The organism is Bradyrhizobium sediminis (assembly GCF_018736105.1).
Taxonomy (GTDB): domain Bacteria; phylum Pseudomonadota; class Alphaproteobacteria; order Rhizobiales; family Xanthobacteraceae; genus Bradyrhizobium.
In genome coordinates, this window is record NZ_CP076135.1 from 1,973,058 (window position 1) to 1,997,822 (window position 24,765).

The 24,765-nt window shown below is 63.8% G+C and carries 18 protein-coding genes; 9 read left to right on the plus strand and 9 right to left on the minus strand.

The window, feature by feature from the left end:
- The first annotated feature begins 71 nt into the window (after positions 1 to 71).
- Positions 72 to 2,099 carry a methyl-accepting chemotaxis protein gene (locus tag KMZ68_RS09475; RefSeq protein WP_215616271.1) on the plus strand — a complete coding sequence of 676 codons (2,028 nt, stop codon included), beginning with the start codon at positions 72 to 74 and terminating at the stop codon, positions 2,097 to 2,099.
- A gap of 34 nt (positions 2,100 to 2,133) precedes the next feature.
- Here KMZ68_RS09475 and KMZ68_RS09480 read toward each other — a convergent pair whose 3' ends face one another.
- The gene (locus tag KMZ68_RS09480) at positions 2,134 to 3,648 is read right to left on the minus strand and encodes an acetyl-CoA acetyltransferase (protein ID WP_215615513.1); all 1,515 of its coding nucleotides are present in this window, start codon (positions 3,646 to 3,648) and stop codon (positions 2,134 to 2,136) included.
- A 318-nt stretch (positions 3,649 to 3,966) separates the two neighbouring features.
- Here KMZ68_RS09480 and KMZ68_RS09485 point away from each other — a divergent pair, with 318 nt between their 5' ends.
- A complete protein-coding gene (locus tag KMZ68_RS09485; RefSeq protein ID WP_215615514.1) occupies positions 3,967 to 5,640 on the plus strand; it encodes a flavin-containing monooxygenase in 1,674 nt (557 codons plus the stop codon).
- A gap of 17 nt (positions 5,641 to 5,657) precedes the next feature.
- Here KMZ68_RS09485 and KMZ68_RS09490 read toward each other — a convergent pair whose 3' ends face one another.
- The 3 genes from KMZ68_RS09490 to KMZ68_RS09500 form a co-directional block, all read right to left on the minus strand.
- Positions 5,658 to 6,275 (minus strand): flavin reductase family protein, encoded by a 618-nt coding sequence (locus KMZ68_RS09490; RefSeq protein ID WP_215615515.1) that lies wholly within the window; start codon positions 6,273 to 6,275, stop codon positions 5,658 to 5,660.
- A gap of 78 nt (positions 6,276 to 6,353) precedes the next feature.
- Entirely contained in the window at positions 6,354 to 7,628 is a 1,275-nt protein-coding gene (locus tag KMZ68_RS09495; protein ID WP_215615516.1) for an acyl-CoA dehydrogenase family protein, read from the minus strand.
- A gap of 157 nt (positions 7,629 to 7,785) precedes the next feature.
- A complete protein-coding gene (locus KMZ68_RS09500; protein ID WP_215615517.1) occupies positions 7,786 to 8,565 on the minus strand; it encodes an SDR family NAD(P)-dependent oxidoreductase in 780 nt (259 codons plus the stop codon).
- 177 nt (positions 8,566 to 8,742) lie between these two features.
- On the opposite strand from KMZ68_RS09500, the gene KMZ68_RS09505 reads away from it, so the two are divergent.
- The 3 genes from KMZ68_RS09505 to KMZ68_RS09515 are packed head-to-tail and all read left to right on the plus strand — an operon-like array spanning position 8,743 to position 10,896.
- Positions 8,743 to 9,534 carry an enoyl-CoA hydratase/isomerase gene (locus KMZ68_RS09505; RefSeq protein WP_215615518.1) on the plus strand — a complete coding sequence of 264 codons (792 nt, stop codon included), beginning with the start codon at positions 8,743 to 8,745 and terminating at the stop codon, positions 9,532 to 9,534.
- Positions 9,531 to 10,520, plus strand: a complete 990-nt coding sequence (locus KMZ68_RS09510) for a phosphotransferase family protein (protein WP_215615519.1) — start codon at positions 9,531 to 9,533, stop codon at positions 10,518 to 10,520. The genes KMZ68_RS09505 and KMZ68_RS09510 overlap by 4 nt, the downstream gene beginning before the upstream one ends.
- Before the next feature lies 1 nt (position 10,521).
- Positions 10,522 to 10,896, plus strand: coding sequence for a DUF6285 domain-containing protein (locus KMZ68_RS09515; RefSeq protein WP_215615520.1), 375 nt, complete (start codon positions 10,522 to 10,524; stop codon positions 10,894 to 10,896).
- Between the two features lie 105 nt (positions 10,897 to 11,001).
- On the opposite strand, the gene KMZ68_RS09520 is transcribed toward KMZ68_RS09515, so the two are convergent.
- Positions 11,002 to 11,781 (minus strand): enoyl-CoA hydratase-related protein, encoded by a 780-nt coding sequence (locus tag KMZ68_RS09520; protein ID WP_215615521.1) that lies wholly within the window; start codon positions 11,779 to 11,781, stop codon positions 11,002 to 11,004.
- Between the two features lie 222 nt (positions 11,782 to 12,003).
- On the opposite strand from KMZ68_RS09520, the gene KMZ68_RS09525 reads away from it, so the two are divergent.
- Entirely contained in the window at positions 12,004 to 13,278 is a 1,275-nt protein-coding gene (locus KMZ68_RS09525; protein WP_215615522.1) for an acyl-CoA dehydrogenase family protein, read from the plus strand.
- Between the two features lie 872 nt (positions 13,279 to 14,150).
- On the opposite strand, the gene KMZ68_RS09530 is transcribed toward KMZ68_RS09525, so the two are convergent.
- Together KMZ68_RS09530 and KMZ68_RS09535 are read right to left on the minus strand one after the other, a co-directional pair.
- Complete coding sequence (locus KMZ68_RS09530) at positions 14,151 to 15,728, minus strand: fatty acid--CoA ligase (RefSeq protein WP_215615523.1); 1,578 nt, start codon at positions 15,726 to 15,728, stop codon at positions 14,151 to 14,153.
- 226 nt (positions 15,729 to 15,954) lie between these two features.
- A complete protein-coding gene (locus KMZ68_RS09535) occupies positions 15,955 to 16,827 on the minus strand; it encodes an SDR family oxidoreductase (RefSeq protein ID WP_215615524.1) in 873 nt (290 codons plus the stop codon).
- Positions 16,828 to 16,947: 120 nt separating this feature from the next.
- Here KMZ68_RS09535 and KMZ68_RS09540 point away from each other — a divergent pair, with 120 nt between their 5' ends.
- The 3 genes from KMZ68_RS09540 (at position 16,948) to ppc (ending at position 22,496) form a co-directional block, all read left to right on the plus strand.
- Positions 16,948 to 17,763: a crotonase/enoyl-CoA hydratase family protein gene (locus KMZ68_RS09540; RefSeq protein ID WP_215615525.1), complete on the plus strand. Its 816-nt coding sequence runs from the start codon at positions 16,948 to 16,950 to the stop codon at positions 17,761 to 17,763.
- A gap of 141 nt (positions 17,764 to 17,904) precedes the next feature.
- Positions 17,905 to 19,449, plus strand: coding sequence for an acyl-CoA synthetase (locus KMZ68_RS09545; RefSeq protein WP_215615526.1), 1,545 nt, complete (start codon positions 17,905 to 17,907; stop codon positions 19,447 to 19,449).
- A 248-nt stretch (positions 19,450 to 19,697) separates the two neighbouring features.
- Positions 19,698 to 22,496, plus strand: a complete 2,799-nt coding sequence (gene ppc / locus KMZ68_RS09550; protein WP_215615527.1) for a phosphoenolpyruvate carboxylase — start codon at positions 19,698 to 19,700, stop codon at positions 22,494 to 22,496.
- Positions 22,497 to 22,571: 75 nt separating this feature from the next.
- On the opposite strand, the gene KMZ68_RS09555 is transcribed toward ppc, so the two are convergent.
- Together KMZ68_RS09555 and KMZ68_RS09560 are read right to left on the minus strand one after the other, a co-directional pair.
- The gene (locus KMZ68_RS09555; RefSeq protein ID WP_215615528.1) at positions 22,572 to 23,489 is read right to left on the minus strand and encodes an SDR family oxidoreductase; all 918 of its coding nucleotides are present in this window, start codon (positions 23,487 to 23,489) and stop codon (positions 22,572 to 22,574) included.
- Positions 23,490 to 23,621: 132 nt separating this feature from the next.
- Complete coding sequence (locus KMZ68_RS09560; RefSeq protein WP_215615529.1) at positions 23,622 to 24,761, minus strand: thiolase C-terminal domain-containing protein; 1,140 nt, start codon at positions 24,759 to 24,761, stop codon at positions 23,622 to 23,624.
- Positions 24,762 to 24,765 lie beyond the last annotated feature (4 nt).

Genomic DNA, 24,765 nt, shown 5'->3' on the forward strand with positions numbered 1-24,765 from the left:
GCTCGGGTCGCTGGTTTCTGTTTGCCATCGCCAATTGCAGATTTGGGCACACTGGAGGGATCCCTGACATGATCAAGCTCAATCGCATCGGAAACAAGCTGGGTCTGGCCGGTGTCGTCGGCGTACTGCTGGCGGTCGGCATGGCGGCCAACCAGATGATGACCGAATCGGTTGTAGCCGGATCAACCGAACGCGCCGACCGGTCGCAACGGGTGGCCGACAATGCGCTCGGGGCGAATCTGGATCTGCGCAAGATGCAGCTCACCGCCCGCGAGGTCAGATTGGCAAGGACCCCCGCAGACGTCGAAAAGATCGTCGCCGACCTGCAACGCTTCAAGGCATCCGAAGCCCAGGAACTGGATGCCGCGCTGACGAGCGCGCAGAAGCCGGAGACCAGGGAACGACTTGGGAAGATCAAGTCCTTGATGGACAGCTTCGCGTCCGCCGTGGAAGATCTGGCGAAAACCCAAACCACGCTGCTCGCGCAGATCGACAAGCGCTCGGAGATATCCGTTGAATGGACCAAGGCCATCGATGCCGAACTGGCTTCACCGGCGCTGGCCAAGCTGGACAATCGCACCGAGATCGAAAAGCTGCTGCATAAGGCCGACGCCAAGGTGAACGCGCTGCAGGCCATGGTCTGGCGGCTGGGCGCGACCGGCGATTCAAGCTTGAGCGCCTTAATTGCGAAGACCCAGGCCGCGCTCAAGGCCAATTTCAATGAGTTGCGGGGCGAGGCTGACGACAGGGACTTGCTGGTCGTGATCAGCTCCATGGACAAGATCGTGAAACGCTTCCTGGCCGCCAATGACGAGGTCGTCAAGAGCGAGGAATTGAAGGCCGATATCATTACAAATCGCACGGTCAAGGTTGTCGCCGACGCTGCCGAGTTGATGGAATTGACGGTCGCCAACGCGCAAAAGAATGCGAAAGCTTCCAAGGACGAGGTCGTTGCCGAAACGGTGCAGGCCAACCGGATCAACCTGATCATGACCGTCGTCGTTGTCCTGTCGCTGATCGTGTCGGTGATGTTCTCCTTCCTGGGGATTGCGCGTCCGATGATGCGGCTGAACGGTGCGCTGGGCGAGATGGCCGGCGGCAATCTCGACATCGAGATTCCAGGTGCCAACCGCGGCGACGAGATCGGCGACCTCGCCAAGACCGTGACCGTCATCCGCGAGAACGCCGAGCAGAAGGCGCGCGACGAAGCGGAAGCCAAGATCGAGCAGGATCAGATCGCAGCCCAACGGCGCAAGGCCGACATGATCAAGCTCGCAGACGACTTTGAAGGCGCGGTCGGTGAGATCGTCGAGACCGTGTCTTCGGCTTCAACCGAACTCGAAGCTTCCGCCGGCACGCTGACCTCGACCGCGGAACGGGCGCAGGAGCTGACCACGGCGGTCGCGGCCGCCTCCGAGGAAGCCTCCACCAATGTGCAGTCGGTGGCATCCGCGACCGAGGAAATGGCGTCGTCCGTCAACGAGATCAGCCGTCAGGTCCAGGAATCGGCGCGGATGGCCAATGAGGCGGTCGGCCAGGCCCGCACCACGACCGATCGGGTCAGCGAATTGTCGAAGGCGGCCGCGCGGATCGGCGACGTGGTCGAACTGATCAATACCATCGCCGGGCAGACCAATCTGCTGGCGCTCAACGCTACCATCGAAGCGGCACGCGCCGGCGAAGCCGGCCGCGGATTCGCGGTGGTGGCCTCCGAGGTCAAGGCACTGGCCGAGCAGACCGCGAAGGCGACCGGCGAGATCGGCCAGCAGATCACCGGCATTCAGGCGGCGACCCAGGACTCGGTCAACGCCATCAAGGAAATCAGCGGCACCATCGAGAAGCTGTCGGAGATCTCGTCGACCATCGCGGCGGCGGTGGAAGAGCAGGGCGCGGCGACGCAGGAGATTTCCCGCAACGTGCAGCAGGCGGCGCACGGGACCCAGCAGGTCTCGTCGAACATCACCGACGTGCAGCGCGGCGCCAGCGAGACCGGATCGGCCTCTTCGCAGGTTCTTTCAGCGGCGCAGTCGCTGTCTGGTGACAGCAACCGCCTCAAGCTCGAGGTCGGAAGATTCCTCGACTCGGTGCGGGCGGCCTGACGAGGCCGGCGGCAGCGGGATACGGCGGACTCTGTTACGTCACTCGCCACTCCAGCACGCCGTCTTCGGCCGTGGCGATATCGCCAAGCGAGCCCACCGGCGTGCGGTCCATGTTCGTTAGATGCGCCAGCGTCGCGCCGTCGTTGGCGGGCACCCGCGCCAGCGCGCGGCAATCATTGGCCGTCCGCATCATCACCACGCCGTGCTCGACCTCGCCGCTGCGGCCATAGAGCACGGTAAAGCTTTCGACCTTGCCCTTGCCGCTGGCCTCGGTGACGAATTCGGGCACCTTGCCGCGATGCCGGTCGGCTTCCGCCTGCACGCTGGTATCCTGCGCCAGCGCGTGCCCAGGCGCCTGCCGCGACAACACCAGTCCGTGATGCTTGGTGACGAAGCCGCCCTGGCCGTAGAGCAGGCCGAGCTTCGCGCCGCCGCGCAAGCGGCGCACCATCGCGCAGGCCGCATGCGTCATGTAGGTGTTGAGCGGCGCGCCGAAGAAGGTGAGACCGCCGGTCACCGTCGGCTGCACCTCGGGGCCGAGGCCCAGCGTCCGCCGCGCCATTTTCGGCACGCAGGGAAAGCAGCTGTAGAGTTCGATCGCGTCGAACTTCCTGCCGTCGCCGCCGGCCAGCTCCATCACCGACTTGAGCACGGCATTCTGGGGATGGCTCTCGTAGAACTGGTCGCGGATGAGATAATCCCGCGGCTCCTCCGCCGAAGCGCCGCCCCAGACGTGAACGATGCGATCCTCGGGCACGCCCGAGGCCCGCGCCTTGGCAAGGCTGGTCAGGAGAACGGCCCCGCCCATATTGACGGTCGGATTGGCCACCATCAGCTTGTTGTAGGGCCACGCGATCAGACGGTTGTCCGGCGTCGGCGTCGTGATCTCCTCAGGGCTGAAGCGCCGCTTCAGCCAGGCATTGGGGTTTTCCGACGCCACCTTTGAATAGACCGACCAGAGCGCGCCCGATTCCGCCATCGCCTCGCGCGGAGTCTGGCCCCAATGCGCCGAGGTCGCGGTCTCGTAGAGCGGATAGACGGTGATCGGCCTGAACACGCCGAGCTTCACGGCCATCGGTTTCTGGAACGCGGCGCCGCGCTTCGGCTCTTCCACGTCATGGGCGAAGGGCGTCCATGGCAGTTCGATCTTGGCGCGCTCGGCCTTGGTTGCGGTCGACTGCGCTTCGGCGCCGCAGACCGCGGCGACGCTGCATTCGCCGCGCGCGATGCGTTGCGCGGCCTCGTGTAGATAGCGGATCGGGCTTTCGCCGCCGACCGGGCCGTAATAGAGGTGTGCCGGCTTGATGCCGAGACGGCCGGCAAGCTGTTTCTCCGGATCGCGGTAGCGCCAGCTCAGGAAATTGACGACGTCGAGCGAGCCGATGTCACCGAGCATTTTGCCGCCTGAGTCAGCTTCCGCGCGCTTCAGCGCTTGTTCCAGCAAGGCGAGCGGCTCGAGGCCATCGGCGATTTCCTTCGGTCGATCGGTGATTTCGCCGACGCCGACAATGACGGGGATGCGGTCGTCGGATTGCGCTGCGTTTGCCATTGTTCTTCTTGATACCTTCCTAAAACGCGGAACTCATCGGAGGGGCGGCTTGGGCGCGTCTTGAGCAACGCTGTTCATCCCAGGTTTGGATGGGTGCATGTTCCGGCGACGCTAGCGCATCGGGGGCATCGAAGCCAAGCGGGTCGGTCCGGTCTTGCGTCGAGGCGCCGGGCAGAGCCGATGCGGCGAAGGCCGTTTGTCGCGTATTCCGTGAGGCAAAATATGCAGCCCGGAACGGCGGTTTTGGCTCTTGCGCTTTCGCGCCGCGGGTAGAATGCTGATTCCAACATAAAGAAAATCTCGAGGGAGTTCGCACCAATGTCCGCCGTGCAATCCATTTCAGGCAAAGGCCAGCCCGCAGGCACCGAGGTTTACGACGTCGTCGTGGTCGGCGCGGGTTTTGCCGGCATGTACGCGCTGCATAAGCTGCGCGGGCAGGGATTGTCGGTTCGGGTCTATGAGCAGGGCGGCGACGTCGGCGGCACCTGGTACTGGAACCGTTACCCCGGGGCGCGCTGCGATGTCGAAAGCATGCAGTATTCCTATTCGTTCTCGGACGAACTGCAGCAGGAATGGAACTGGAGCGAGCGCTACGCGCCGCAGCCCGAGATTCTGAAATACGCCAACCATGTCGCCGACCGTTTCAAGCTGCGCAGCGACATTCAGCTGAATACCCGCGTCGATTGGGCGGCCTTCCACGAAAGTTCAAACACATGGTCGGTGACGACCTCCGACGGCAAGACGGTAATGGCGAAACACGTCGTGCTCGCCACCGGCTGCCTGTCGAACGCGCGCGTGCCCGATATCAAGGGTCTGTCGGATTTCAAGGGCAAGGTTTACCACACCGGCAACTGGCCGCATGAACGGATAGATTTCACCGGCCTGCGCGTCGGCGTCATCGGCACGGGATCGTCGGCGATCCAGTCGGTGCCCATCATTGCCGAGCAGGCGAACCAGCTCACGGTGTTCCAGCGCACGGCCAACTTCAGCGTGCCCGCCCGCAACGCCGCGCTGACGGCGGAGGAGCGCGAGGCGTTTCGCGCAAAATACCCGGAAATCAGGCGCTTTGCGCGGGAAGAGGCGCGTAACGGCATCTATACCGAGATGCCTGACAAGGGCGCGCTCGACGACGGCGATAACGAGCGGCGCTCGAAATACGAATCGCGCTGGAGCCGCGGCGGCCTGACCTTCATGATGGCCTACAACAATCTGGCGCTCGACAAGGCCGCCAACGACACCGCCGCCGATTTCGTCCGCGACAAGATCGCCGAGATCGTCAAGGATCCGAAAACCGCAAAGTTGCTGCAGCCCGACAACCATCCGATCGGGTCGAAGCGCATCTGCGTCGATACTGATTACTACGCGACCTTCAATCGTCCGAACGTGACGCTGGTCGACATCAGGTCGAATCCGATTCAGGAGATCCTGCCCAACGCGGTGCGGACCGCGGATAAGGATTACGAAGTCGACGCGCTGGTCCTCGCAACCGGCTTCGACGCCATGACGGGTTCAGTTGCAAAGATCGACATCCGCGGACGTAACGGGCAGACGCTGAATCAGAAATGGGCCGAGGGCCCCAAGACCTATCTCGGCCTGATGAGCGCTGGCTTCCCCAATCTGTTCATCATCACCGGTCCCGGCAGTCCGTCGGTACTCTCCAACATGATCGTTTCGATCGAGCAGCATGTCGACTGGATCACCGACTGCATCGCCCATATGCGCGACCGCGGCATCGACACCATCGAAGCTAACAAGGCCGCCGAGGACAAGTGGGTGGCGCACGTCAACGAAGTCGCCCAGGGCACGCTCTATCCGCAGGCCAATTCCTGGTATATGGGCGCCAACATCCCCGGCAAGCCACAGGTCTTCATGCCCTATATCGGCGGCGTCGGGGTTTACAGGCAGATTTGCAGCGACGTCGCGGCCAGGGGCTATGAAGGCTTTACGATGACGGCGGCAGAGCAGCCGCAAAGAGCGGTGGCGCTATCGTAGCGTGCGGTCGGCGCTCCTCACGCGGCAGGTCCCCCTTCGGCCGGCGGGAACACGATTCGGTCGTCGGTGCGGCAGTAGCGGTCGGCGAACATACGGCCGACCGGGTGATAGCGGTCCATGTTAACCCGCATCGAGGCGGCATCCCACAATTCGTCGCGGATGTGGAAATGGATGCCTTCGCCCATGATCAGCTGCCGGTTTCCGTTCACATCGATCGTCTTCCAGGTCCTGCACTCCATCGCCCACGGCGCGCCGGCCAGTCGCGGCACACCGACTTTTGTCGATGGCGCGAGTTTCAGGCCGAGGTAATCGGGCTCGCCGATTTCAGGCGGAAAGTCGCCGCTGGAATCGTGCATCGCGCGCGCCAGCGGTTCATCCGTGAGGTTGACCACGAACTCGCCGGTGCGCTGGATGTTGACCACCGTGTCCTTGACGCGACCGTCGGGCCGCGGGTTGGCGGCGAACATGCAGAGCGGCGGATCCTCGCAGAACACGTTGAAGAAGCTGAACGGCGCGGCGTTGACCACGCCTGTCGGTCCGATCGTCGTTACCCAGGCGATCGGCCGCGGCAGGACGAACCCCGTCAGCACCTTGTAGCGTTCACGGGACGTCAGATCCTCTGGGGCGTATTCCATCCCGCATTCCCTGTTTGGCGGAATTTTACCGGTTTAGGCACCCTCTCCCCGCAAGCGGAGAGAGGGCGAAGGTTGAGCCTACGGCATGCTCAACTCGTGGCGGCCGACCACCATCCAGTGCACTTCGTCGGGACCGTCGGCGAAGCGGAGGTGGCGCACGTCGGTGTACATTTCGGCCAGCGGCGTCCATTGCGAAATGCCGGTGGCGCCGTGCATCTGGATCGCCTGGTCGATGATCCTGGCGGCGCGCTCGGGCACCATGGCCTTGACCATGCTGACCCAGATGCGCGCGTCCTTGTTGCCGAGCACGTCCATCGCCTTGGCGGCCTTCAGCACCATCAGCCGCATCGCCTCGATTTCGCAACGCGCCTGCGCGATAATCTGCAGATTGCCGCCGAGATGCGCGATCTTCTTGCCGAAGGCCTCGCGCGTCAGGCCGCGTGAAACCATCAGGTCGAGCGCCTTTTCCGCCTTGCCGATCGTCCGCATGCAGTGATGGATCCGGCCCGGCCCGAGGCGGACCTGCGAGATCTCGAAACCGCGGCCTTCGCCGAGCAGCATGTTGTCCTTGGGAACCCTGACATTGTTGAAGCGCAGATGCATGTGACCGCGCGGGGCATGGTCGTGGCCGAACACGTGCATCGGCCCAATGATCTCGACGCCGGGCGTGTCCTTCGGCACCAGAATCTGCGACTGTTGCTTGCTCGGCGGCGCGTCCGGATTGGTCTTCACCATCACGATCATGATCTTGCAGCGGGGGTCGCCGAGACCGGAGATGTAGTATTTTTCACCGTTGATCACCCATTCGTCGCCGACGAGCTTTGCCGTGGTCGAGATGTTCTTGGCGTCGGACGACGCGACGTTCGGCTCGGTCATCGCATAGGCGGAGCGGATTTCACCGTTCAACAGCGGCTTCAGCCACTTCTCCTTCTGCGCCTTGGTGCCGACGCGCTCAAGCACTTCCATGTTGCCGGTGTCCGGCGCCGAGCAGTTCATGGTCTCCGAGGCCAGCGGGCTCTTGCCCAGTTCGGCGGCGATATAGGCGTAGTCGAGATTCTTCAGGCCTTCGCCGGTCTCCGCATCGGGCAGGAAGAAGTTCCACAGTCCGACTTCCTTGGCCTTGTCCTTGGCTTTTCCCAACACCTCGAGCTGCTGGGGCGTGAAGCTCCAGCGATCGGTTTTCTTCTCGCCATGCCGATAAAACTCGACCGACATCGGCTCGACCGTTTCCCGGATGAACTTTCGCACATGATCGTAAAGAGGCCGGACCCGATCCGACATTCTGAGATCGTTGAGTTCGTCCTCCGGATTGAGGGTGTAGGACGTCATTCGGGGCACGTAGTCATGTTTCATCTGGTGATCCTCCCATTCGTGCAGATCGTTGCTGCCCCATTGCCGGGCGATCTGTCTGAAGCGCTCTTGCTGGATAGTCTAGACGCCCGCCCGGCCTTTACAAGCAGGCGGAGCAGGCGAGTTCTTCAGGTGCCGGGTTTGTCCGCGTCGCGGAAAATCAGAACGCGGTATAGCCGCCGTCGATCACGAAACAGTCGGCGGTGTGGTAGGACGACGCCTTGCTCATCAGATAGACGGCAATGCCGCCGAAATCCGAGGGCTCGCCGAACCGCCGCACCGGGATCCGCGGCATCACATTGGCGACGAACTTGTCGTTGGCCATGATGCCCGCGGTCATGTCGCTCTTGATCCAGCCGGGCAGGATGGCGTTGGCGGTGACGCCGTAGCGGGCCAGTTCGACCGCGAGCGCGCGGCATAGCGCGTTGATGCCGGCCTTGGTCGCGGCGTAGTGCTCGTTGCGCGCGGTGCCGAACAGCGAGGCGAGGCTCGAGGTCGCGACCAGCCGGCCGAAGGCATCGCCCGATGCGGCGCGCTCGGTCATGTGCCGGGCGGCGGCCTGAAACACGTGGAATACGCCGTCGAGGTTGGTGGCGAACATCGTGCGCCATTCTTCCTCACTGCGATCGATGAAGGCCCGCCTGCCGCCGCCGCCGATGCCGGCATTGGCGAAGCAGCCGTCGACCCGGCCGAAGCTGTCCAGCGTCGCGGCCATGGCAGCCTTGACCGAAGCGGCGTCGCTGACATCGCAGACACGGGTATCGATCTTGCCCTTCGCACCCGCCATGGTCGCCGCAGCGGCCTTGTTCTTGTCGGCGTTGCGGCCCCAGATCGAGACGTTGCAGCCGGCGGCGGCCAGCGCCTGCGCGATGCCAAGTCCGATGCCGCCGTTACCGCCGGTGATGACGGCGACGCGGCCGGTGAGGTCGAAAATGCTCATGAGAGTTTCCTTTGGGGTGTTTTCATTTGGTCTGGCGCGCTTTAGATGTGCGTCCGATGGCGGGCAGGTGTTCTGGTCCAACCATGGACAAGGCCGCACAGAAAATCAAATATGGCCCGAGAGTTCAGATCCGGCCCACCGCGGCTTACAACGCGGGCTACAACGCACGAGGAAACAATGCAATTCAAGCACGTCACGCTCGATTTCGATGGACCGGTCGCGGTTCTCAAGCTCGACCATCAGGAGGTCATGAACGCGGTCTCCATCGATATGCTGGGCGGTCTCGGCGAGGCGCTCGACGCCATCGACGAGAAGAAGGCGGAGGTGCGTTGCCTCGTTCTGACCGGCGCGGGCCGCGCATTCTGCACCGGCGCCAATCTGCAGGGCCGCAACAACCAGAAGCCGGGCAGGAGCAATGCGGGTTCTTCGCTCGAAACCGCATTCCATCCGTTCCTGCGCCGTCTGCGCAACCTGCATTGCCCGATCGTCACCTCGGTCAACGGTCCGGCCGCCGGCGCCGGCATGAGCTTCGCGCTGATGGGCGACATCATCCTGTGCGCGCGCTCGTCGTATTTCCTGCAGGCGTTCCGCCGCATCGGCCTGGTGCCGGATTGCGGCTCGACCTGGCTGTTGCCGCGGCTGATCGGCAAGGCGCGCTCGGTGGAGCTGTCGCTGCTCGGCGAACGGCTGCCGGCCGAGAAGGCGCTGGAATGGGGGCTGGTCAACCGGGTCTGTGACGACGCGGCCCTGACGGAAGAGACCATGAAGCTCGCCCATGAGCTGGCGAACGGCCCGACTATCGCGCTGTCGCTGATCCGCAAGATGTACTGGGAGAGCCCCGACAACTCGTTCGAGGAGCAGCTCAACCTCGAATTCGAATCGCAGCGGCTGGCGGGTTCGGCGGAAGATTTCAAGGAGGGCGTCACCGCGTTCCTCGAGAAGCGCCCCGCAAAGTTCAAGGGCAAATGATGGAGCAAGCGCTCGGGCGTTGCGTCACGACGTGGTGTGCGGGCGCGACCGGCGTGATCAACGCGGCCCGGCTCTCCGGCGGCGCCAGCCAGGAGACCTGGTCGTTCGACATCGTCCATCCCGGCGGCAACATCGGCGCGATCCTGCGCCGCGCGCCGCCGGGCTATGGGGCGGCGCCCTCGCGTGCGGCCGGGCTCGATGCCGAGGCCATCCTGATGCAGCGCGCCTACGACGCGGGCGTGCCGTCGCCGCGGGTGCTGCATGTGCTGCAGCCGCAGGACGAACTCGGCACCGGCTTCATCATGGCGCGGGTCGAGGGCGAAACCATCCCGCGCAAGATTTTGCGCGACACCGAGTTTGCATCGGCACGTCCGATCCTGGCGCGCCAGATCGGCAAGGTGCTGGCCGGCATCCACGGCCTGGGGCTGGCGCAACTGCCGGAACTGCGCCGCATGACGGCGGCCAGGGAAATCGACGAGTTCGAACGCGACTACCGCAGCCTCGATTGGCCGCGGCCGGTGTTCGAACTGGCGCTGCGCTGGCTGCGCGACCACGATCCCGGACCATCCGGGGAAGTGACGCTGGTGCACGGCGATTTCCGCCACGGCAATCTCATCATCGGCCCCGACGGCGTGCGAGCGGTGCTGGACTGGGAGCTTGCGCATTTCGGCGATCCGATGGAGGACCTCGGCTGGGTCTGCGTCAATTCGTGGCGCTTCGGCGAGATCGACAAGCCCGTCGGCGGTTTCGGCACGCGCGAGGAACTGTTTGCCGGCTACGAACAGGCCGGTCACCGCGTCGATCCCGATCGCGTCAAATTCTGGGAAGTGATGGGCACGCTGCGCTGGGGCATCATGTGCTGCGGCATGATGCAGCGCTTTCGCCTCTCGCCCGAGCACTCCATCGAGCGCGCCATGATCGGCCGCCGCTCCTCGGAAACCGAGATCGATTTGTTGCGGTTGCTTGCGCCGAGAGAGCGAGGCTGAGATGCAGGACGAACCGACACCGGAAGAACTTGTCAAGGCGGTTGCGGATTTTCTGCGCAACGACATCTCGCCGCTGATCAGCGGACACAACGCGTTCAAGCTGCGGGTTTCGATCAACGCGCTGGATCTGGTGACGCGGCAACTCGAGCTGGAAGCGGGCAGCGATACGGCGGAACTCGCCCGGCTCTCGCAACTGCTCGGCCAGCAGGGCTTGCTCGGCGAACTCAACCGCATGCTTGCCGATCGCATCGCCAGCGGCGAGGCCGATCTGCAAACGCCGGGGTTAGCCGAGCACCTCTGGCAGACCACGATGGACAAGCTCGCGGTCGACCAGCCGAACTACGGCTCGTACAAGCGGGAGTTGGGGACGAAGTAGTGCACACTCTCCGTCGTCATGGCCGGGCTTGACCCGGCCATCCACGCCTTTGCGACGCAAGGAAGACGTGGATGCCCGGCACAAGGCTGGGCATGACGGAGAAAATTACTTCCCCACCCATTTCGGCGGGCGTTTCTCCGAAAACGCCTTCGGGCCCTCGATGTAATCCTGCGACGCCGCCATCGCCTTCACCGCGGGATACTCGCGCTGCTCCGATATCGCCTGTTCCAGCGACACCTCGAGGCCGCGCTGGATCGCCTGCTTGGAGGCACGGATCGACATCGGCGAGTTCTTGCAGATCGTCTCCGCCCAGCGCTCGGCCGCCGCCAGCGCTTCGCCCGGCGGCACCACCTCGTTGACGAAGCCGAGTTCGAGGCCTTCCCTGGCGCCGACATGGCGCGCGCTCAGGATCATGCCCATGGCGCGCTTCAGCCCGATCTGGCGCGGCAGCCGGTGCACGCCGCCGGCAAGCGCAGCTAAGCCGACACGCGGCTCGGGCAGCGCGAAGGTGGCATTCTCGGAAGCGATGATGAGGTCGCAGGCGAGTGCGATTTCAAAACCACCGCCCATCGCGACGCCGTTGACGGCGGCGATGATCGGCTTGTCGCAGTCGAAGCGCGAGGTGAGGCCGGCAAAGCCGCCCTTGTCCCAGCCGCGTTTGCCGCCCGCCGCCTGCCATTTCAGGTCGTTGCCGGCGCAGAACGCCTTGTCGCCGGCGCCGGTGACGATCGCCACCCATTGTTCCGGATCGGCAGAGAAATCGTCGAACACCTTCTGCAGCTCGAAATGGGCGTCGGTATGCAGCGCGTTGTACACTTCGGGGCGAGACAGCGTCACGATCGTGACTGGGCCTTTGCGCGTCACCTTGGAGAATTTCAGGTCCATGTTTGCTCCCATTTCGATTTTCTGCGGCGAAGAATATTGCCGGCATAGTAACGTGTGCCCGCCATCCGATACCATCCAATTACGCAAGCGGGGTGCGCGTGCCAAGCCCCATGCGGTTGCTTGACTTGGACGCCGTCTTCTCACCTTAATCGATCCGGGCAGCGGCGCCTCGTAGCGCCTAAACGCAAATCGACAATAACGATATCTCCGGGAGAGACCGCCTTGGATTTCAATCTGCCGGCCGATCTGGTCGCCTATCTCGACGAACTCGACCGCTTCATCGCTCGCGAGATCAAGCCGTTGGAAGAGGCCGACGACAACATCCGCTTCTTCGACCATCGCCGCGAATGGGCGCGCACCGACTTCGACAATGGCGGCCTGCCGCGGCATGATTGGGAAGTGCTGCTGCGCAAGGCCAAGAATCTCGCCGATGCCGCCGGCCATCTGCGCTTCGCGATCCCAAAGCGCTATGGCGGCAAGGACGGCTCCAATCTCTGGATGGCCGTGATCCGCGAGCATTTTGCGGCCAAGGGGCTTGGCCTGCACAACGACCTGCAGAACGAGCATTCCATCGTCGGCAACCTGCCGATCGTCACCATGCTCGACCGCTACGGCCGCGACGACCAGAAGGCCATGATCGACGGTTCGATATCAGGCAAATATCGCATCACCTTCGGTCTTACCGAGCCCGAGCACGGTTCGGACGCCACCCACATGGAGACCCGCGCGGTCGAGGCGACCCGCGATGGCGTCAAGGGCTGGGTGATCAACGGCGAGAAGATGTGGACCACCGGCATGCATGTCGCCACCCACTGCGCGCTGTTTGCCCGCACGTCAGGCAATGACGGCGATGCCCGCGGCATCACCTGTTTCCTGGTGCCGGCCAAAGCCAAGGGCGTGAAGGTCGAGGAGTATATGTGGACCTTCAACATGCCGACCGATCACCCGCGCGTCAGCTTTACCGACGTGTTCGTGCCCGACGACGCGCTGTTCGGCGAAATCGGCCGCGGCCTGTCGCTGGCGCAATGTTTTGTCCATGAGAACCGCATCCGGCAGGCGGCGAGCTCGCTGGGCGCTGCGGTCTACTGCATCAACGAAAGCGTGAAATACGCGCGCGAGCGTAAGCCGTTCGGCAAGGCGCTGGCCGAGAACCAGGCGATCCAGTGGCCTTTGGTGGAGCTCGCGACGCAGGCGGAGATGCTGCGGCTTCTGATCCGCAAGACCGCTTGGGAGATGGACCAGTTGACCCAGGCCCAGGTCGAGCACACGCTGTCCGATCGGGTGTCGATGTGTAATTTCTGGGCGAACCGGCTGTGCTGCGAGGCCGCCGACCGCGCCATGCAGGTGCATGGTGGCATGGGCTATTCACGCCACAAGCCGTTCGAACACATCTACCGCCACCACCGCCGCTACCGCATCACCGAAGGCAGCGAGGAAATCCAGAAGCGGAAGGTCGCGGGATTCTTGTTCGGCTATATGGGCGCGGGGAAGCACTAGAGGGGTGCGTTCGGCTCTCTCAACGCGTCGTCCCGGCCTCCGATGGCAGATTTCGCGAAGCAATCGCCACAAGCAAGACTGTCGTCGCCCGGCTTGACCGGGCGATCCAGTACGCCGCGGCCTCTCGAATTATCTCAAACTCCTCTGGAATACTGGGTCGCCCGGTCAAGCCGGGCGACGACAGCGGTGCCGCCGCCTTCCGATTCGAATTTCAAACAGCAGATACACGTCCGCATTCTCGCGGCACGATTTTGCCCGAGGTTTGCGTGTCGTTGTCCCTCATGAAAAGAGGGAGCAGGGAATGCCGGATGCGCGCTGCACCCGCGGTCTCGTGTGCAAAATGCACGAGTAAAAAACGCACACGAGCATACAGGGCAGCGGAGAGCAATCCGACATTCCCTGCGCAATGGCTTTACGGCTTATATCGCGCTCACCCCGGGGTATCGGGCTTTCTTGCCCCCGTCGCCTCACGGAATTTGGCGCTCTGGCCCGGTTGGGCTTTCGCGCCTCCGAAAGACTTGACGCCAACCACTGAGGCGTCGGATCCACACGACTTTGCCGTACGCTTCGGCATCGTACGTCCTGCGCGCCGCTGTCCGCTCACGGAAGACCGCCCTGCGAACAAACCCCACGCCCCGACGCCGCCGCGTCCACCGCATCCCATCCCAACGTTCGGTGACGATGGCCAACGCCCCTTCCTCGGGGACAGGATGGCGGGAGTCCTAAAAGTGATTTGCCCGACGGTGAAAGCGAAATTTTGCCCGTCGGGTTGATTTGTCGCAGACTGGCACGGGGAGGCATTGAGAGGGGGCGCGCTCAACTCTCTCATCACGTCGTCCCCGCGTTCGCGGGGACGACGCTGTGGGTGTGCCTCAATTCACCTGCCGGTCCTTCCCCGCCCAATAGGGATCGCGCAAATGGCGCCGCAGGATCTTGCCGGAGGGGTTGCGCGGCAGCGCGTCGAGGAAGTCGACCGATTTCGGCGTCTTGAAACCGGCGATGCGTTCGCGGGTGAAGTTGATGATGTCGGATGAGGTTGCGCTCTTGCCAGGCTTCATCACCACGACCGCCTTGACCGCTTCGCCCCACTTGTCGTCGGGGATGCCGATGACAGCGGCTTCGGCGACGTCGGGGTGGTCGCAGATCGCGCTCTCGACCTCGGCGGGGTAGATGTTCTCGCCGCCCGAGATGATCATGTCCTTGATGCGGTCGTGGATGTAGAGGTAGCCGTCACTGTCCATGTAGCCGGCATCGCCGGTGCGCAGCCAGCCGTCGCTGCCGAGCGTCTTGGCGGTGGCCTCCGGCAGATTCCAGTAGCCGGCCATGTTGGAGCCGGAACGCGTCGCGATCTCGCCGACTTCGCCCGGCGGCAGCTGGTTGCCGTTGGCATCGAGGATTGCAAGTTCAATGCCGGGCAGCGCCTTGCCGGCCGAGCGCATCCGGTCCAGTCCCTCAACATGATCTTCCGGCGGCAGCGCCACGATGGTGCCGGTGGTCTCGGTCATGCCGTACATCTGCACGAAGCCGCACTTGAAGACCTCGATGCATTCCTTCAACAGCGCCGCCGGGATCGGCGAGGCGCCGTAGAGCATGTATTTCAGCCTGGAGAAGTCGACCTGGCGCGCGCGGGGTTGCCGCACCACGAACTGCATCGCGGCCGGCACCATGAACAGCTTTGTAATGCCGGACTGTTCGAAGAAATCCAGCACCTTGGTCGGATCGAACTCGCGCGCGATCACACCCCTGGCGCCGTGATAGAGGCCCATCACGCCCCAGCCGGAGCCGCCGATATGGAAGATCGGCATCGCCACCAGCGAGACGTCGTCGACAGACCATTTGTTCCAGTCGGGCTTCTGGTCGCGGCCGGTTTCCACCAGATTGAGAAAATTGGCATGCGACAGCATCGCGCCTTTGGGCTTGCCCGTGGTGCCTGACGTGTAGAGCTGGATTGCGATGTCCTTGCGGTCGATCGGAACCTTCGGGTCGTCGCTGCTCTGGGCGTCGCGCCACGCCGTGAAATCCTGCCATTCCGCCGCGCCGCCTTCGGTGGTGATGACGTGGCGAACGCTCGGCAGCTGCGGCAGGATATTGCGGACCTGGGTGATGAATTCGGGGCCGACGAACAGCACCGGCGCCTTGCAGTCATCGACGATGAAGGCGACTTCCGGCCCGGCCAGCCGCCAGTTGACCGGCGCCATCACCACATTGGCCTTGATCGCGCCCAGCAGCAGTTCGAAATAGATGTCGCTGTTCTTGCCTAGATAGGCGATGCGTTCATGCGGCTTGACGCCGAGCGCGATCAGCGCATTGGCAACGCGGTTGGTCTTGATGTCGAACTCGGCGAACGAGGTCTGGCGTCCCTCGAATTCATAGGCAATGGCATCGCCGCGGGCCTTCGCCCGCGCCCGTACCATATCGGCGAGGTTGGCCGGTTCCTGGGTCTCGGACATGTTTCTCCCGTGGGTTTTGTTCTTATTGTCGCGATAGTGGCGTCGTTGCGCGGCAAAGACAATATGGGCGATATCCCTGATTATTTCTCGGCGATGTCGTCCTCGCGAACGCGAGGACCCATACGCCGCGGCCCATCAATTCAGGCAATGTCGCAAGTTGCCTTTGTAACAACTGCCGGCGGTGGTTATGGGTCCCTGCGTGTGCAGGGACGACATCAAGGCGAAATCACCCCCTTGCCGCGCGGTCCTTTTCGTTCTGCGCCTTGATCGACTCGCGGGCCTGGTTCCAGTCGGCGTCCGACCAGTCGCGCAACTGGTAGAAGTTGCCGCCCATCGCCAGCGCCTGGGCACCGTCCATTGCGATGGTCTCGCCATTGATCCAGTCGCAGCCGCCGGAAATCAGGAACACCGCAAGATTCTGCAGTTCCTCCATGGTGCCGACGCGGCCCATCGGGTTCTGCGCCTTGGTGCGGGCGCCGGCCTCGTCGCCGGGCTTGATGCGCTTGCTCATGCCCTCGGTCGGGATTTCGCCGGGCGCGATGGTGTTGAGGCGGATGCCGTATTTGCCCCATTCCACGGCGAGCGACATGGTCATGGCGTGGATCGCGGATTTGCTCATCGCCGACGGCACCACATAGGGCGAGCCGTTGCGCACCCAGGTCACGGTGATCGAGACCACATTGCCGCGCTGCCTGGCGGCAATCCAGCGGCGGCCCACTGCATGGGTTACATAGAAGGTGCCGTGCATCACGATATTGGCGACCGCATCGAAGCCGCGCGGGGTCAGGTCTTCCGATCGCGAGATGAAATTGCCGGCGGCGTTGTTGATGAGGTCGGTGAGGGGGCCGCTGGTCCAGATCGCCTCGATCATCTCGTCGACGGCCATGGCGTTGCGGATATCGACGCCGTGGCTGACCACACGTCCACCGTGCAGGTCCATCAATTCGGTTGCTGTTTCGTCGCAGACGCTCTTGCGGCGGCCGCAGATATGGACTTCGGCGCCCAATTGAAGAAAGCGCCCGGCCATGGATTTGCCGAGCCCGGTGCCGCCTCCGGTGACGAGGATGCGCCGGCCGGCGAGGAGTTGTTCGCTGAACATGTCTGGTTTCCGCCCAAGGGGATTGTCAGTTAATTGGTTGATTGACTAAATCCGCCCAACGCCTTTCTGTAAAGCGGCAACAAAGAGAAGTGCAAGAAAGACTGCAAAGGGAGAAATTTGATGGAAGATCGCGTCAAGGTCACGATTTCGGAGGGCGTCGCCGACGTCCGCCTGGTACGGGCGGACAAGATGAACGCGCTCGATGCCGCGATGTTCGAGGCGCTGGTTGCCACTTCCTCCCGGCTCGCCCAGGAAAAAGGCGTGCGAGCGGTAGTATTGTCCGGCGAGGGGCGGGCGTTTTGCGCCGGTCTCGACATGGGACGCTTTGCCGCCATGAAGGAGAAAGGCGGCAACGGGATCGCGGGCGGCGAAAAACGCGACCTTTCCACGCGCACCCATGGCAAGGCCAATTTCCCACAAGCTGCGGTCTGGGGCTGGCGGCAGCTGCCGGTGCCGGTGATCGCTGCGATCCAGGGCGTGGCGTTCGGCGGCGGATTTCAGCTCGCGCTCGGCGCCGACATGCGTTTCCTAGCCCCCGACGCCCGGATGTCGATCATGGAGATCAAATGGGGGCTGGTGCCAGACATGGCGGGGACACCGATCCTGGCCAGCCTGGTCCGCGACGATATCCTGCGCGAACTCACCTATACCGGGCGGATTTTCTCGGCGCAGGAGGCCCTGAGTTATGGCCTCGCCACCCGCATCTGCGACGACCCGCGCGCCGCCGCCTTCGAACTCGCGCGCGAGATCGCGGGCAAGAGCCCGGATGCGATCCGCGCCTGCAAGCGCATGCTCAACAATCTGTCCGTCGATCCCGGCCCGGCGCTGCTCGCCGAATCCGTCGAGCAGATGAAACTGATGGGCAGCCCCAACCAGCTCGAGGCTGTCAGCGCCAACATCGACAAGCGCGCGCCGCGGTTTGCGGACGTTGGATAGCGCTCGGACCTCGTCCTGAGGAGCGCGCTCTTGCGCGCGTCTCGAAGGACGGGCGTACCCATCCCTCATGGTTCGAGACGCGCGAAGACGCGCTCCTCACCATGAGGGCTTTGTAACCCGGCTTCAGATCGGAAAGAGACAATGACAACCCAACAGCTTTTCCTCGGCGTCATCAGCGGTCAACGTAAGCGCAGCCACGCCGAGGTCGCCGATCGCGCCGATCGCATCGCCAGCGGATTGCGGAAGCTCGGCGTTAGGCAGGGCGACAGCGTCTGCATCCTGATGCGCAACGACATCGCCTTCATCGAGGCCGCCTATGCCGCGATGCGGTTAGGGGCCTATGGCGTGCCGGTGAACTGGCACTTCAAGCCGGAGGAAATCAACTACATCCTGAAGGATTCCGCGACGCCGGTCTTGATCGGCCATGCCGACATGCTGCATCAACTGCGCGATGCGATTCCCCCGGGGGTCACCGTGCTCAGCGTGCCGACGCCGCCGGAAATCCTCGGCAATTACAAGATCGACCCCGCGCATCTCGCCACGCCCGATTTCGCGACCGATCTGGAATCCTGGCTGAAGCAGCAGGCGCCCTACGACGGACCGGCGCTGCCGCAGCCACAGAACATGATCTACACCTCGGGCACCACGGGTCATCCCAAGGGGGTAAAGCGCAACGCGCCGACGCCGGAGCAGACCGCGAACGCGGAAGCCATGCGGGCGATGATCTATGGCCTGAAGCCGGGCGCGCGGGCGCTGCTGCCGGGTCCGCTGTACCATTCCGCGCCGAACTCGTTCGGCCTGCGCGCCGGCCGTCTCGGCGGCGCGCTGGTGCTGATGCCGCGGTTCGATCCCGAGGAATTCCTGCGGCTGGTCGAGCGCGAGAAGATCGACACCATCTTCATGGTGCCGACCATGTTCATCCGGCTGATGAAACTGCCGGAGGAGGTGCGCCGGAAATACGACGTGTCTTCGCTGCGCCACATCATCCATGCCGCCGCGCCTTGTCCGGCCGACGTCAAGCGCGCGATGATCGAATGGTGGGGGCCGGTGATCTATGAATTCTACGGCTCCACCGAGTCAGGCGCGGTCACCTTCGCCAATTCCGAGGATGCGCTGAAGAAGCCCGGCACTGTCGGCAGGATCGCGCCCGGCGCCGAACTCCGCTTCGTCGGGGAGGACGGCAAGATCCTGCCGCAGGGCGAGATCGGCGAGATCTATTCGAAGATCGCGGGCAATCCGGATTTCACCTATCACAACAAGCCGGAGAAGCGCGCCGAGATCGATCTCGACGGCTTCATCACCTCGGGCGACGTCGGCTATATCGACCAGGACGGCTATGTCTTCATCTGCGACCGCAAGCGCGACATGGTGATCTCGGGCGGGGTCAACATCTATCCCGCCGAGATCGAGGCGGCGCTGCATGCGGTACCGGGGGTGCACGACTGCGCGGTGTTCGGCATTCCCGACGCGGAATTTGGCGAGGCACTGATGGCGGTGGTGGAACCGCAGCCGGGCGTCACGCTCGATGCCGGCTCGATCCGCGCGCAGCTCAAGGCCTCGCTGGCCGACTACAAGGTGCCGAAACACGTCGAAATCCACGGCAGCCTGCCGCGCGAGGATTCCGGCAAGATCTTCAAGCGCCGCCTGCGCGATCCCTATTGGGAGCGGGCGGGACGGAAGATTTAGCTCGCTGTTGCGGGAAAACCAGCAGTTCCTCATGGTGAGGAGCGCGTCTTCCCGGCAGCGCCCTTGCGCTGTCCGGCGCGCGTCTCGAACCATGAAAGGCCCGTGTGGCCCATCCTTCGAGACGGCCGCGTCGCGGCCTCCTCAGGATGAGGTCGGCAGTTCTGGTTGGCATCGCCTCCATCTTTATCTTGCGCTGCGACAAAAAAATTGCGACTCAATGGCGGCCGGGCAATTTCTGGAGCAGCGTCATGTCGTCCCAGACCATGCCTTCAGAGTCTGACGTGCGTACCAGCCGCGGCGAGGATGTCGCCGCCATCGAGGCGGATGCGCGGCTCCGCGAAGACATCCGGCTGCTCGGCCGCATCCTCGGCGACACCGTGCGCGATCAGGAGGGCGCCGACGTGTTCGACCTGGTCGAACGCATCCGGCAGACCTCGATCCGGTTCCATCGCGACGACGACAAGCCGGCGCGGCACGAACTCGAACTAATCCTCGACAGCATGTCGACCAGCCAGACCGTGCGCATCGTCCGCGCCTTCAGCTATTTTTCGCATCTCGCCAACATCGCCGAGGATCAGAACAACATCCGGCAGATGCGGGTACGCGCAACTGCCGGCGGCACCCCGCGGCCGGGAACGCTGGCGCTGACATTGGCGCATGCCCGCGCCGCCGGCTTCAGCGCAGCCGACCTGCGCAAGTTCTATACCGAAGCGCTGGTCAGTCCGGTTCTGACCGCGCACCCCACCGAAGTCCGCCGCAAGAGCACGATCGACCGCGAGATGGAGATCGCCGCCGTGCTCGACCGGCGGGAACGGGTGCAGCTCACTCCGGAAGAAAACGAGGCGAGCGACGAACAGCTGCGCCGCGCGGTGCTGACGCTGTGGAAGACCAATCTGTTGCGCCGCACCAAGCTCACCGTGCTCGACGAAGTCACCAACGGTCTTTCCTTCTACGATTACACCTTCCTGCGCGAGGTGCCGCGGCTGCATTGCGCGCTGGAGGACCGGTTGAACGAGGGCGACAGCGCCGCGCGGGGCGAACTGGCGTCGTTCCTAAGGATGGGAAGCTGGATCGGCGGCGACCGCGACGGCAACCCGTTCGTGACGGCGGAAGTGATGCGGGGAACGCTCGGGCTGCAGTCGAGCCGCGTACTGCGCTTCTATCTCGAGGAGCTGCACGTACTCGGCTCCGAACTGTCGCTGGCGGCGCATCTTACCGATGTCTCGAAGGATTTGCGCGCGCTCGCCGAGCGCTCGCCCGACAAGTCGCCGCATCGAAGCGGCGAGCCGTATCGGCTGGCGGTGTCAGGCATCTACGCGCGGCTCACCGCGACTGCGCTGCGGCTGGATGTGGGAATTACCCGGCGGCCGGTCGGCGAAGCCGCGCCTTATGACGGCGTGAAGGAGTTCAAGGCCGATCTCGATATTCTCTATCGCTCGCTGATTTCGAACAATGCCGGCGTGATCGCGCGCGGGCGGCTGCGGCTGCTGCGCCGCGCCGTGGATTGTTTCGGTTTTCACCTCGCCAGCCTCGATATCCGGCAGAACTCCGCCGTGCACGAGCGCACGGTCGCCGAGCTGATCGACGCAGCGATGCCCGGCATGTCGTATCTGGCCTTGAGCGAGGAGGCGCGGATAGCGCTGCTTGCCAGCGAACTGCGTAACGCGCGGCCATTGACCTCGGCCTTCGTGAAATACAGCGAGGAAACGCTGGGCGAACTGGCCGTCTTCCACGCGGCGGCCGAGGCCCATGCCAAGTTCGGCAGCGATGCCATTCCCCAATGCATCATCTCCATGTGCAAGGGGGTATCCGACATGCTGGAGGTCGCGCTGCTCCTGAAGGAGGCCGGCCTCGTCCATCCCTCCGGGCGTAGCGCGATCAACATCGTGCCGTTGTTCGAGACCATCGAGGATTTGCAGGCTTCCAGCGGCATCATGGACCGGATGCTGTCGATTCACGACTATCGCAAGCTGGTCGACAGCCGCGGCGCGGTCCAGGAAGTGATGCTGGGTTACTCCGACAGCAACAAGGACGGCGGCTTCGTCACCTCCGGCTGGGAGCTCTACAAGGCCGAGATCGGCCTGATCGAGGTGTTCGAACGCCACCACGTCCGCCTGCGGCTGTTTCACGGCCGCGGCGGCTCGGTCGGCCGCGGCGGCGGGCCGAGTTACGACGCCATCATTGCGCAGCCCGGGGGTGCTGTGAACGGCCAGATCCGCATCACGGAGCAGGGCGAAATCATCTCCAGCAAATATTCCAACGCCGAAGTCGGCCGCAGCAACCTGGAAATCCTCGCCGCGGCGACGCTGGAGGCAAGCCTGCTGCAGCCCAAGCACAGCGCGCCGCGCGCCGAATATCTGCAGGCGATGGAAGAGCTGTCGTCGCTGGCCTTCAAAGCCTATCGCGGGCTGGTCTATGAGACCGAGGGCTTTGCCGACTATTTCTGGTCCTCCACCGTCATCACCGAAATCGCCACGCTGAACATCGGCAGCCGTCCGGCTTCGCGCAAGAAGACCCGCGAGATCGAGGATCTCCGCGCGATCCCATGGGTGTTCAGCTGGGCGCAGTGCCGGCTGATGCTGCCGGGCTGGTACGGCTTCGGCAGCGCGGTCGAGGCCTGGATCGCGGAGCATCCCGACAAGGGCATGCCGTTCCTGAAGGAACTCTACCGCGAGTGGCCGTTCTTCCGCACGCTGTTGTCGAACATGGACATGGTGCTGGCAAAAAGCTCGATCGCGATCGCCTCGCGCTATGCCGAACTGGTGCCGGATGCGGAGCTGCGCGAAAAGATCTTCAGCCGGATCCGGCGCGAATGGCACTCTTCGATCGAGATGCTGCTCGACATCATGGGCCAGGAGCGCCTGCTGCAAAGCAACCCGCTGCTGGAGCGCTCGATCCGCAACCGCTTTCCCTATCTCGACCCGCTCAACCACGTGCAGGTGGAACTGTTGAAGGAACACCGCGCGCAAAACCCCGACGAAGCGGTGCTGCGCGGCATCCAGATTACCATCAACGGGATTTCGGCGGGGTTGCGGAATAGCGGGTAGGGAAGATGCGAATGACGAATGGCGAGTAGCGAATGGAACGCCTCTATTCGCTATTCGCCACTCCCCATTCGCCCTTCAGATCGCATCCCAGTTGAAGATATCCGCCGAGCGGTCGAGCTTGTAGAACGACGACTTCAAGGCCGGGATGGCGTGCTCGGCGATGGTCTGGGTGGTCCAGCCCTCGCCGCGATGCACCGAGCGCAGCGGGCGCGACTGGCTCATCAGGAAGATCTCGTTCATGCGCACCGCGAAGATCTGCCCGGTGACGTCCTTGGCGGCGTCGCTGAGCAGGAAGGCGCAGATCGGCGCGATCTTCTCCGGGCCCATCTGCTGGATCTTCTTGACGCGCGCCTTCTCTTCCTCGGTCTCGGTCGGAATGGTCCCGATCAGCCGGCTCCAGGCGAAGGGCGAGACGCAATTCGAGCGCACGTTGAAGCGGTTCATGTCGAGCGCGATCGACTTCGACAGGCCGACGATGCCGAGCTTGGCCGCGGCGTAGTTGGCCTGGCCGAAATTGCCGACCAGGCCCGAGGTCGAGGTGAAGTGGACGAACGAGCCGCTTTCCTGCTCGCGGAACAGCCGGGCCGCGGCATGCGAGACGTAGAACGAACCCATCAAATGCACCTTGATGACGGATTCGAAGGCTTCCACGCTCATGCGGTGGAAAATCATGTCGCGCAGGATGCCGGCGTTGTTGACGACGCCGTCGAGCTTGCCGAAGTGATCGGTGGCCATCTTGACGATCTTGCTGGCCGGAATCGCTTCCGCCACCGACTCGAAATTGGCGATCGCCGTGCCGCCGCGCTTCTTGATCTCCTCGACCACTTCCTCGGCCGGTGCGGCGCTGGTGCCCGAGCCGTCGGCGGCGACGCCGGGATCGTTGACCACGACCTTGGCGCCTTCCGCCGCACAGAGCAGCGCGATTTCGCGGCCGATGCCGCGTCCCGCGCCGGTGACGATGATGACTTTATCCTGCAGTGATTTGGTGGTCATGGGGTTCTGTCCTGTTTTCCGCGGTTGGAGGAAGTCCCGACTCGTCATGCGCGGGCTTGACCCGCGCATCCATCGCTCTTCATGAGAGGATGGATTGCCGGGTCAAGCCCGGCAATGACAGACCGGTTATTCCTATTTCTCGTTCGTAAAGATGATGGTGCCGGATGCCGCGAACATGCCGCCGACGCCGTGGCAGACCGAGATCCTGGCGTCCTTGACCTGCGCCGGGGCGATGCCGCGCATCTGCCGCACGCTCTCCTGCAGCGCGTACATGCCGTACATGCCCGAATGCATGTAGCTGAGGCCGCCGCCGTTGGTGTTGAGCGGCAGCTTGCCGCCGGGGCGGGTGTTGCCGTCGGCGATGAACTTGCCGGTCTCCTCGTGCGGCATGAAGCCGAGATCGCCGAGGCCGAACAGCGGCAGATGCGCAAAGGCGTCGTAGATCATCAGGTGATCGACGTCCTTGTGGCTGATGCCGGCTTCCTTGAACGCGAGGGGACCTGCGGTCCGGAAGGCGCGCGAGCTGTCGAAAGTCTGCATCTGGCTGACCATCGGGGTTTCCACGCTCTCACCGGTGCCGAGGATGTAGACCGGCTTCCTCGGAAAGTCCTTGGCGCGGTCGGCCGAGGTCAGGATCAGCGCGCCGCCGCCGTCGGTGACGAGGCAGCACTGCAGGATGCGGAACGGATAGGCGATCATCTTCGAGTTCAAGACGTCCTCGACCGTGATCGGCGCCTTCATCATGGCGCGCGGATTCTTCGCGGCCCATTCGCGCTGCACCACCGCGACCATGGCGATCTGCTCATGGGTGATGCCGTGGGTCTTCATGTAGCGCAGCACCGGGATCGGAAACATGCTCGGCGGCCCGAACACGCCGAACGGAGATTCGAACTGGCCGTTCAGGCTGTCCGGTGCGGTGAAGCGCGGCTGCTTGCCGATCATCGACTTGCCGCTTTCGGCGTGCGTGATCAGCACGGTCTTGCACAGCCCTGCCTCGATCGCGGCCGCGGCGTGGCGGACATGCAGCATGAACGAACAGCCGCCGACCGAGGTGCCGTCGACCCAGGTCGGCGTAATGCCGAGGTAATGTGCGATTTGCTGCGGCGTTTCCACCGCGGTGGCGATGCCGTCGATGTCGGACAGCTTCAGTCCGGCGTCGGCAATGGCGTTCAGCGCCGCGTCGGCGTGGAGCTGGATCTGCGACATGTTGGGAATAACGCCGAGCTCGGTGGTCTCGGCGGCGCCGACCACGGCGACCTGATTCTTTCGCATGTTG

Coding starts and splice junctions, on each gene's coding strand:
- KMZ68_RS09545 (WP_215615526.1), top strand. CDS start 17,905: ATGACAACCCAACAGCTTTTCCTCGGCGTCATCAGCGGTCAACGTAAG.
- ppc (WP_215615527.1), top strand. CDS start 19,698: ATGTCGTCCCAGACCATGCCTTCAGAGTCTGACGTGCGTACCAGCCGC.
- KMZ68_RS09490 (WP_215615515.1), bottom strand. CDS start 6,275: ATGGAATACGCCCCAGAGGATCTGACGTCCCGTGAACGCTACAAGGTG.
- KMZ68_RS09560 (WP_215615529.1), bottom strand. CDS start 24,761: ATGCGAAAGAATCAGGTCGCCGTGGTCGGCGCCGCCGAGACCACCGAG.
- KMZ68_RS09480 (WP_215615513.1), bottom strand. CDS start 3,648: ATGGCAAACGCAGCGCAATCCGACGACCGCATCCCCGTCATTGTCGGC.
- KMZ68_RS09520 (WP_215615521.1), bottom strand. CDS start 11,781: ATGGACCTGAAATTCTCCAAGGTGACGCGCAAAGGCCCAGTCACGATC.
- KMZ68_RS09535 (WP_215615524.1), bottom strand. CDS start 16,827: ATGTTCAGCGAACAACTCCTCGCCGGCCGGCGCATCCTCGTCACCGGA.
- KMZ68_RS09515 (WP_215615520.1), top strand. CDS start 10,522: ATGCAGGACGAACCGACACCGGAAGAACTTGTCAAGGCGGTTGCGGAT.
- KMZ68_RS09540 (WP_215615525.1), top strand. CDS start 16,948: ATGGAAGATCGCGTCAAGGTCACGATTTCGGAGGGCGTCGCCGACGTC.
- KMZ68_RS09485 (WP_215615514.1), top strand. CDS start 3,967: ATGTCCGCCGTGCAATCCATTTCAGGCAAAGGCCAGCCCGCAGGCACC.
- KMZ68_RS09555 (WP_215615528.1), bottom strand. CDS start 23,489: ATGACCACCAAATCACTGCAGGATAAAGTCATCATCGTCACCGGCGCG.
- KMZ68_RS09530 (WP_215615523.1), bottom strand. CDS start 15,728: ATGTCCGAGACCCAGGAACCGGCCAACCTCGCCGATATGGTACGGGCG.
- KMZ68_RS09510 (WP_215615519.1), top strand. CDS start 9,531: ATGATGGAGCAAGCGCTCGGGCGTTGCGTCACGACGTGGTGTGCGGGC.
- KMZ68_RS09505 (WP_215615518.1), top strand. CDS start 8,743: ATGCAATTCAAGCACGTCACGCTCGATTTCGATGGACCGGTCGCGGTT.
- KMZ68_RS09495 (WP_215615516.1), bottom strand. CDS start 7,628: ATGAAACATGACTACGTGCCCCGAATGACGTCCTACACCCTCAATCCG.
- KMZ68_RS09500 (WP_215615517.1), bottom strand. CDS start 8,565: ATGAGCATTTTCGACCTCACCGGCCGCGTCGCCGTCATCACCGGCGGT.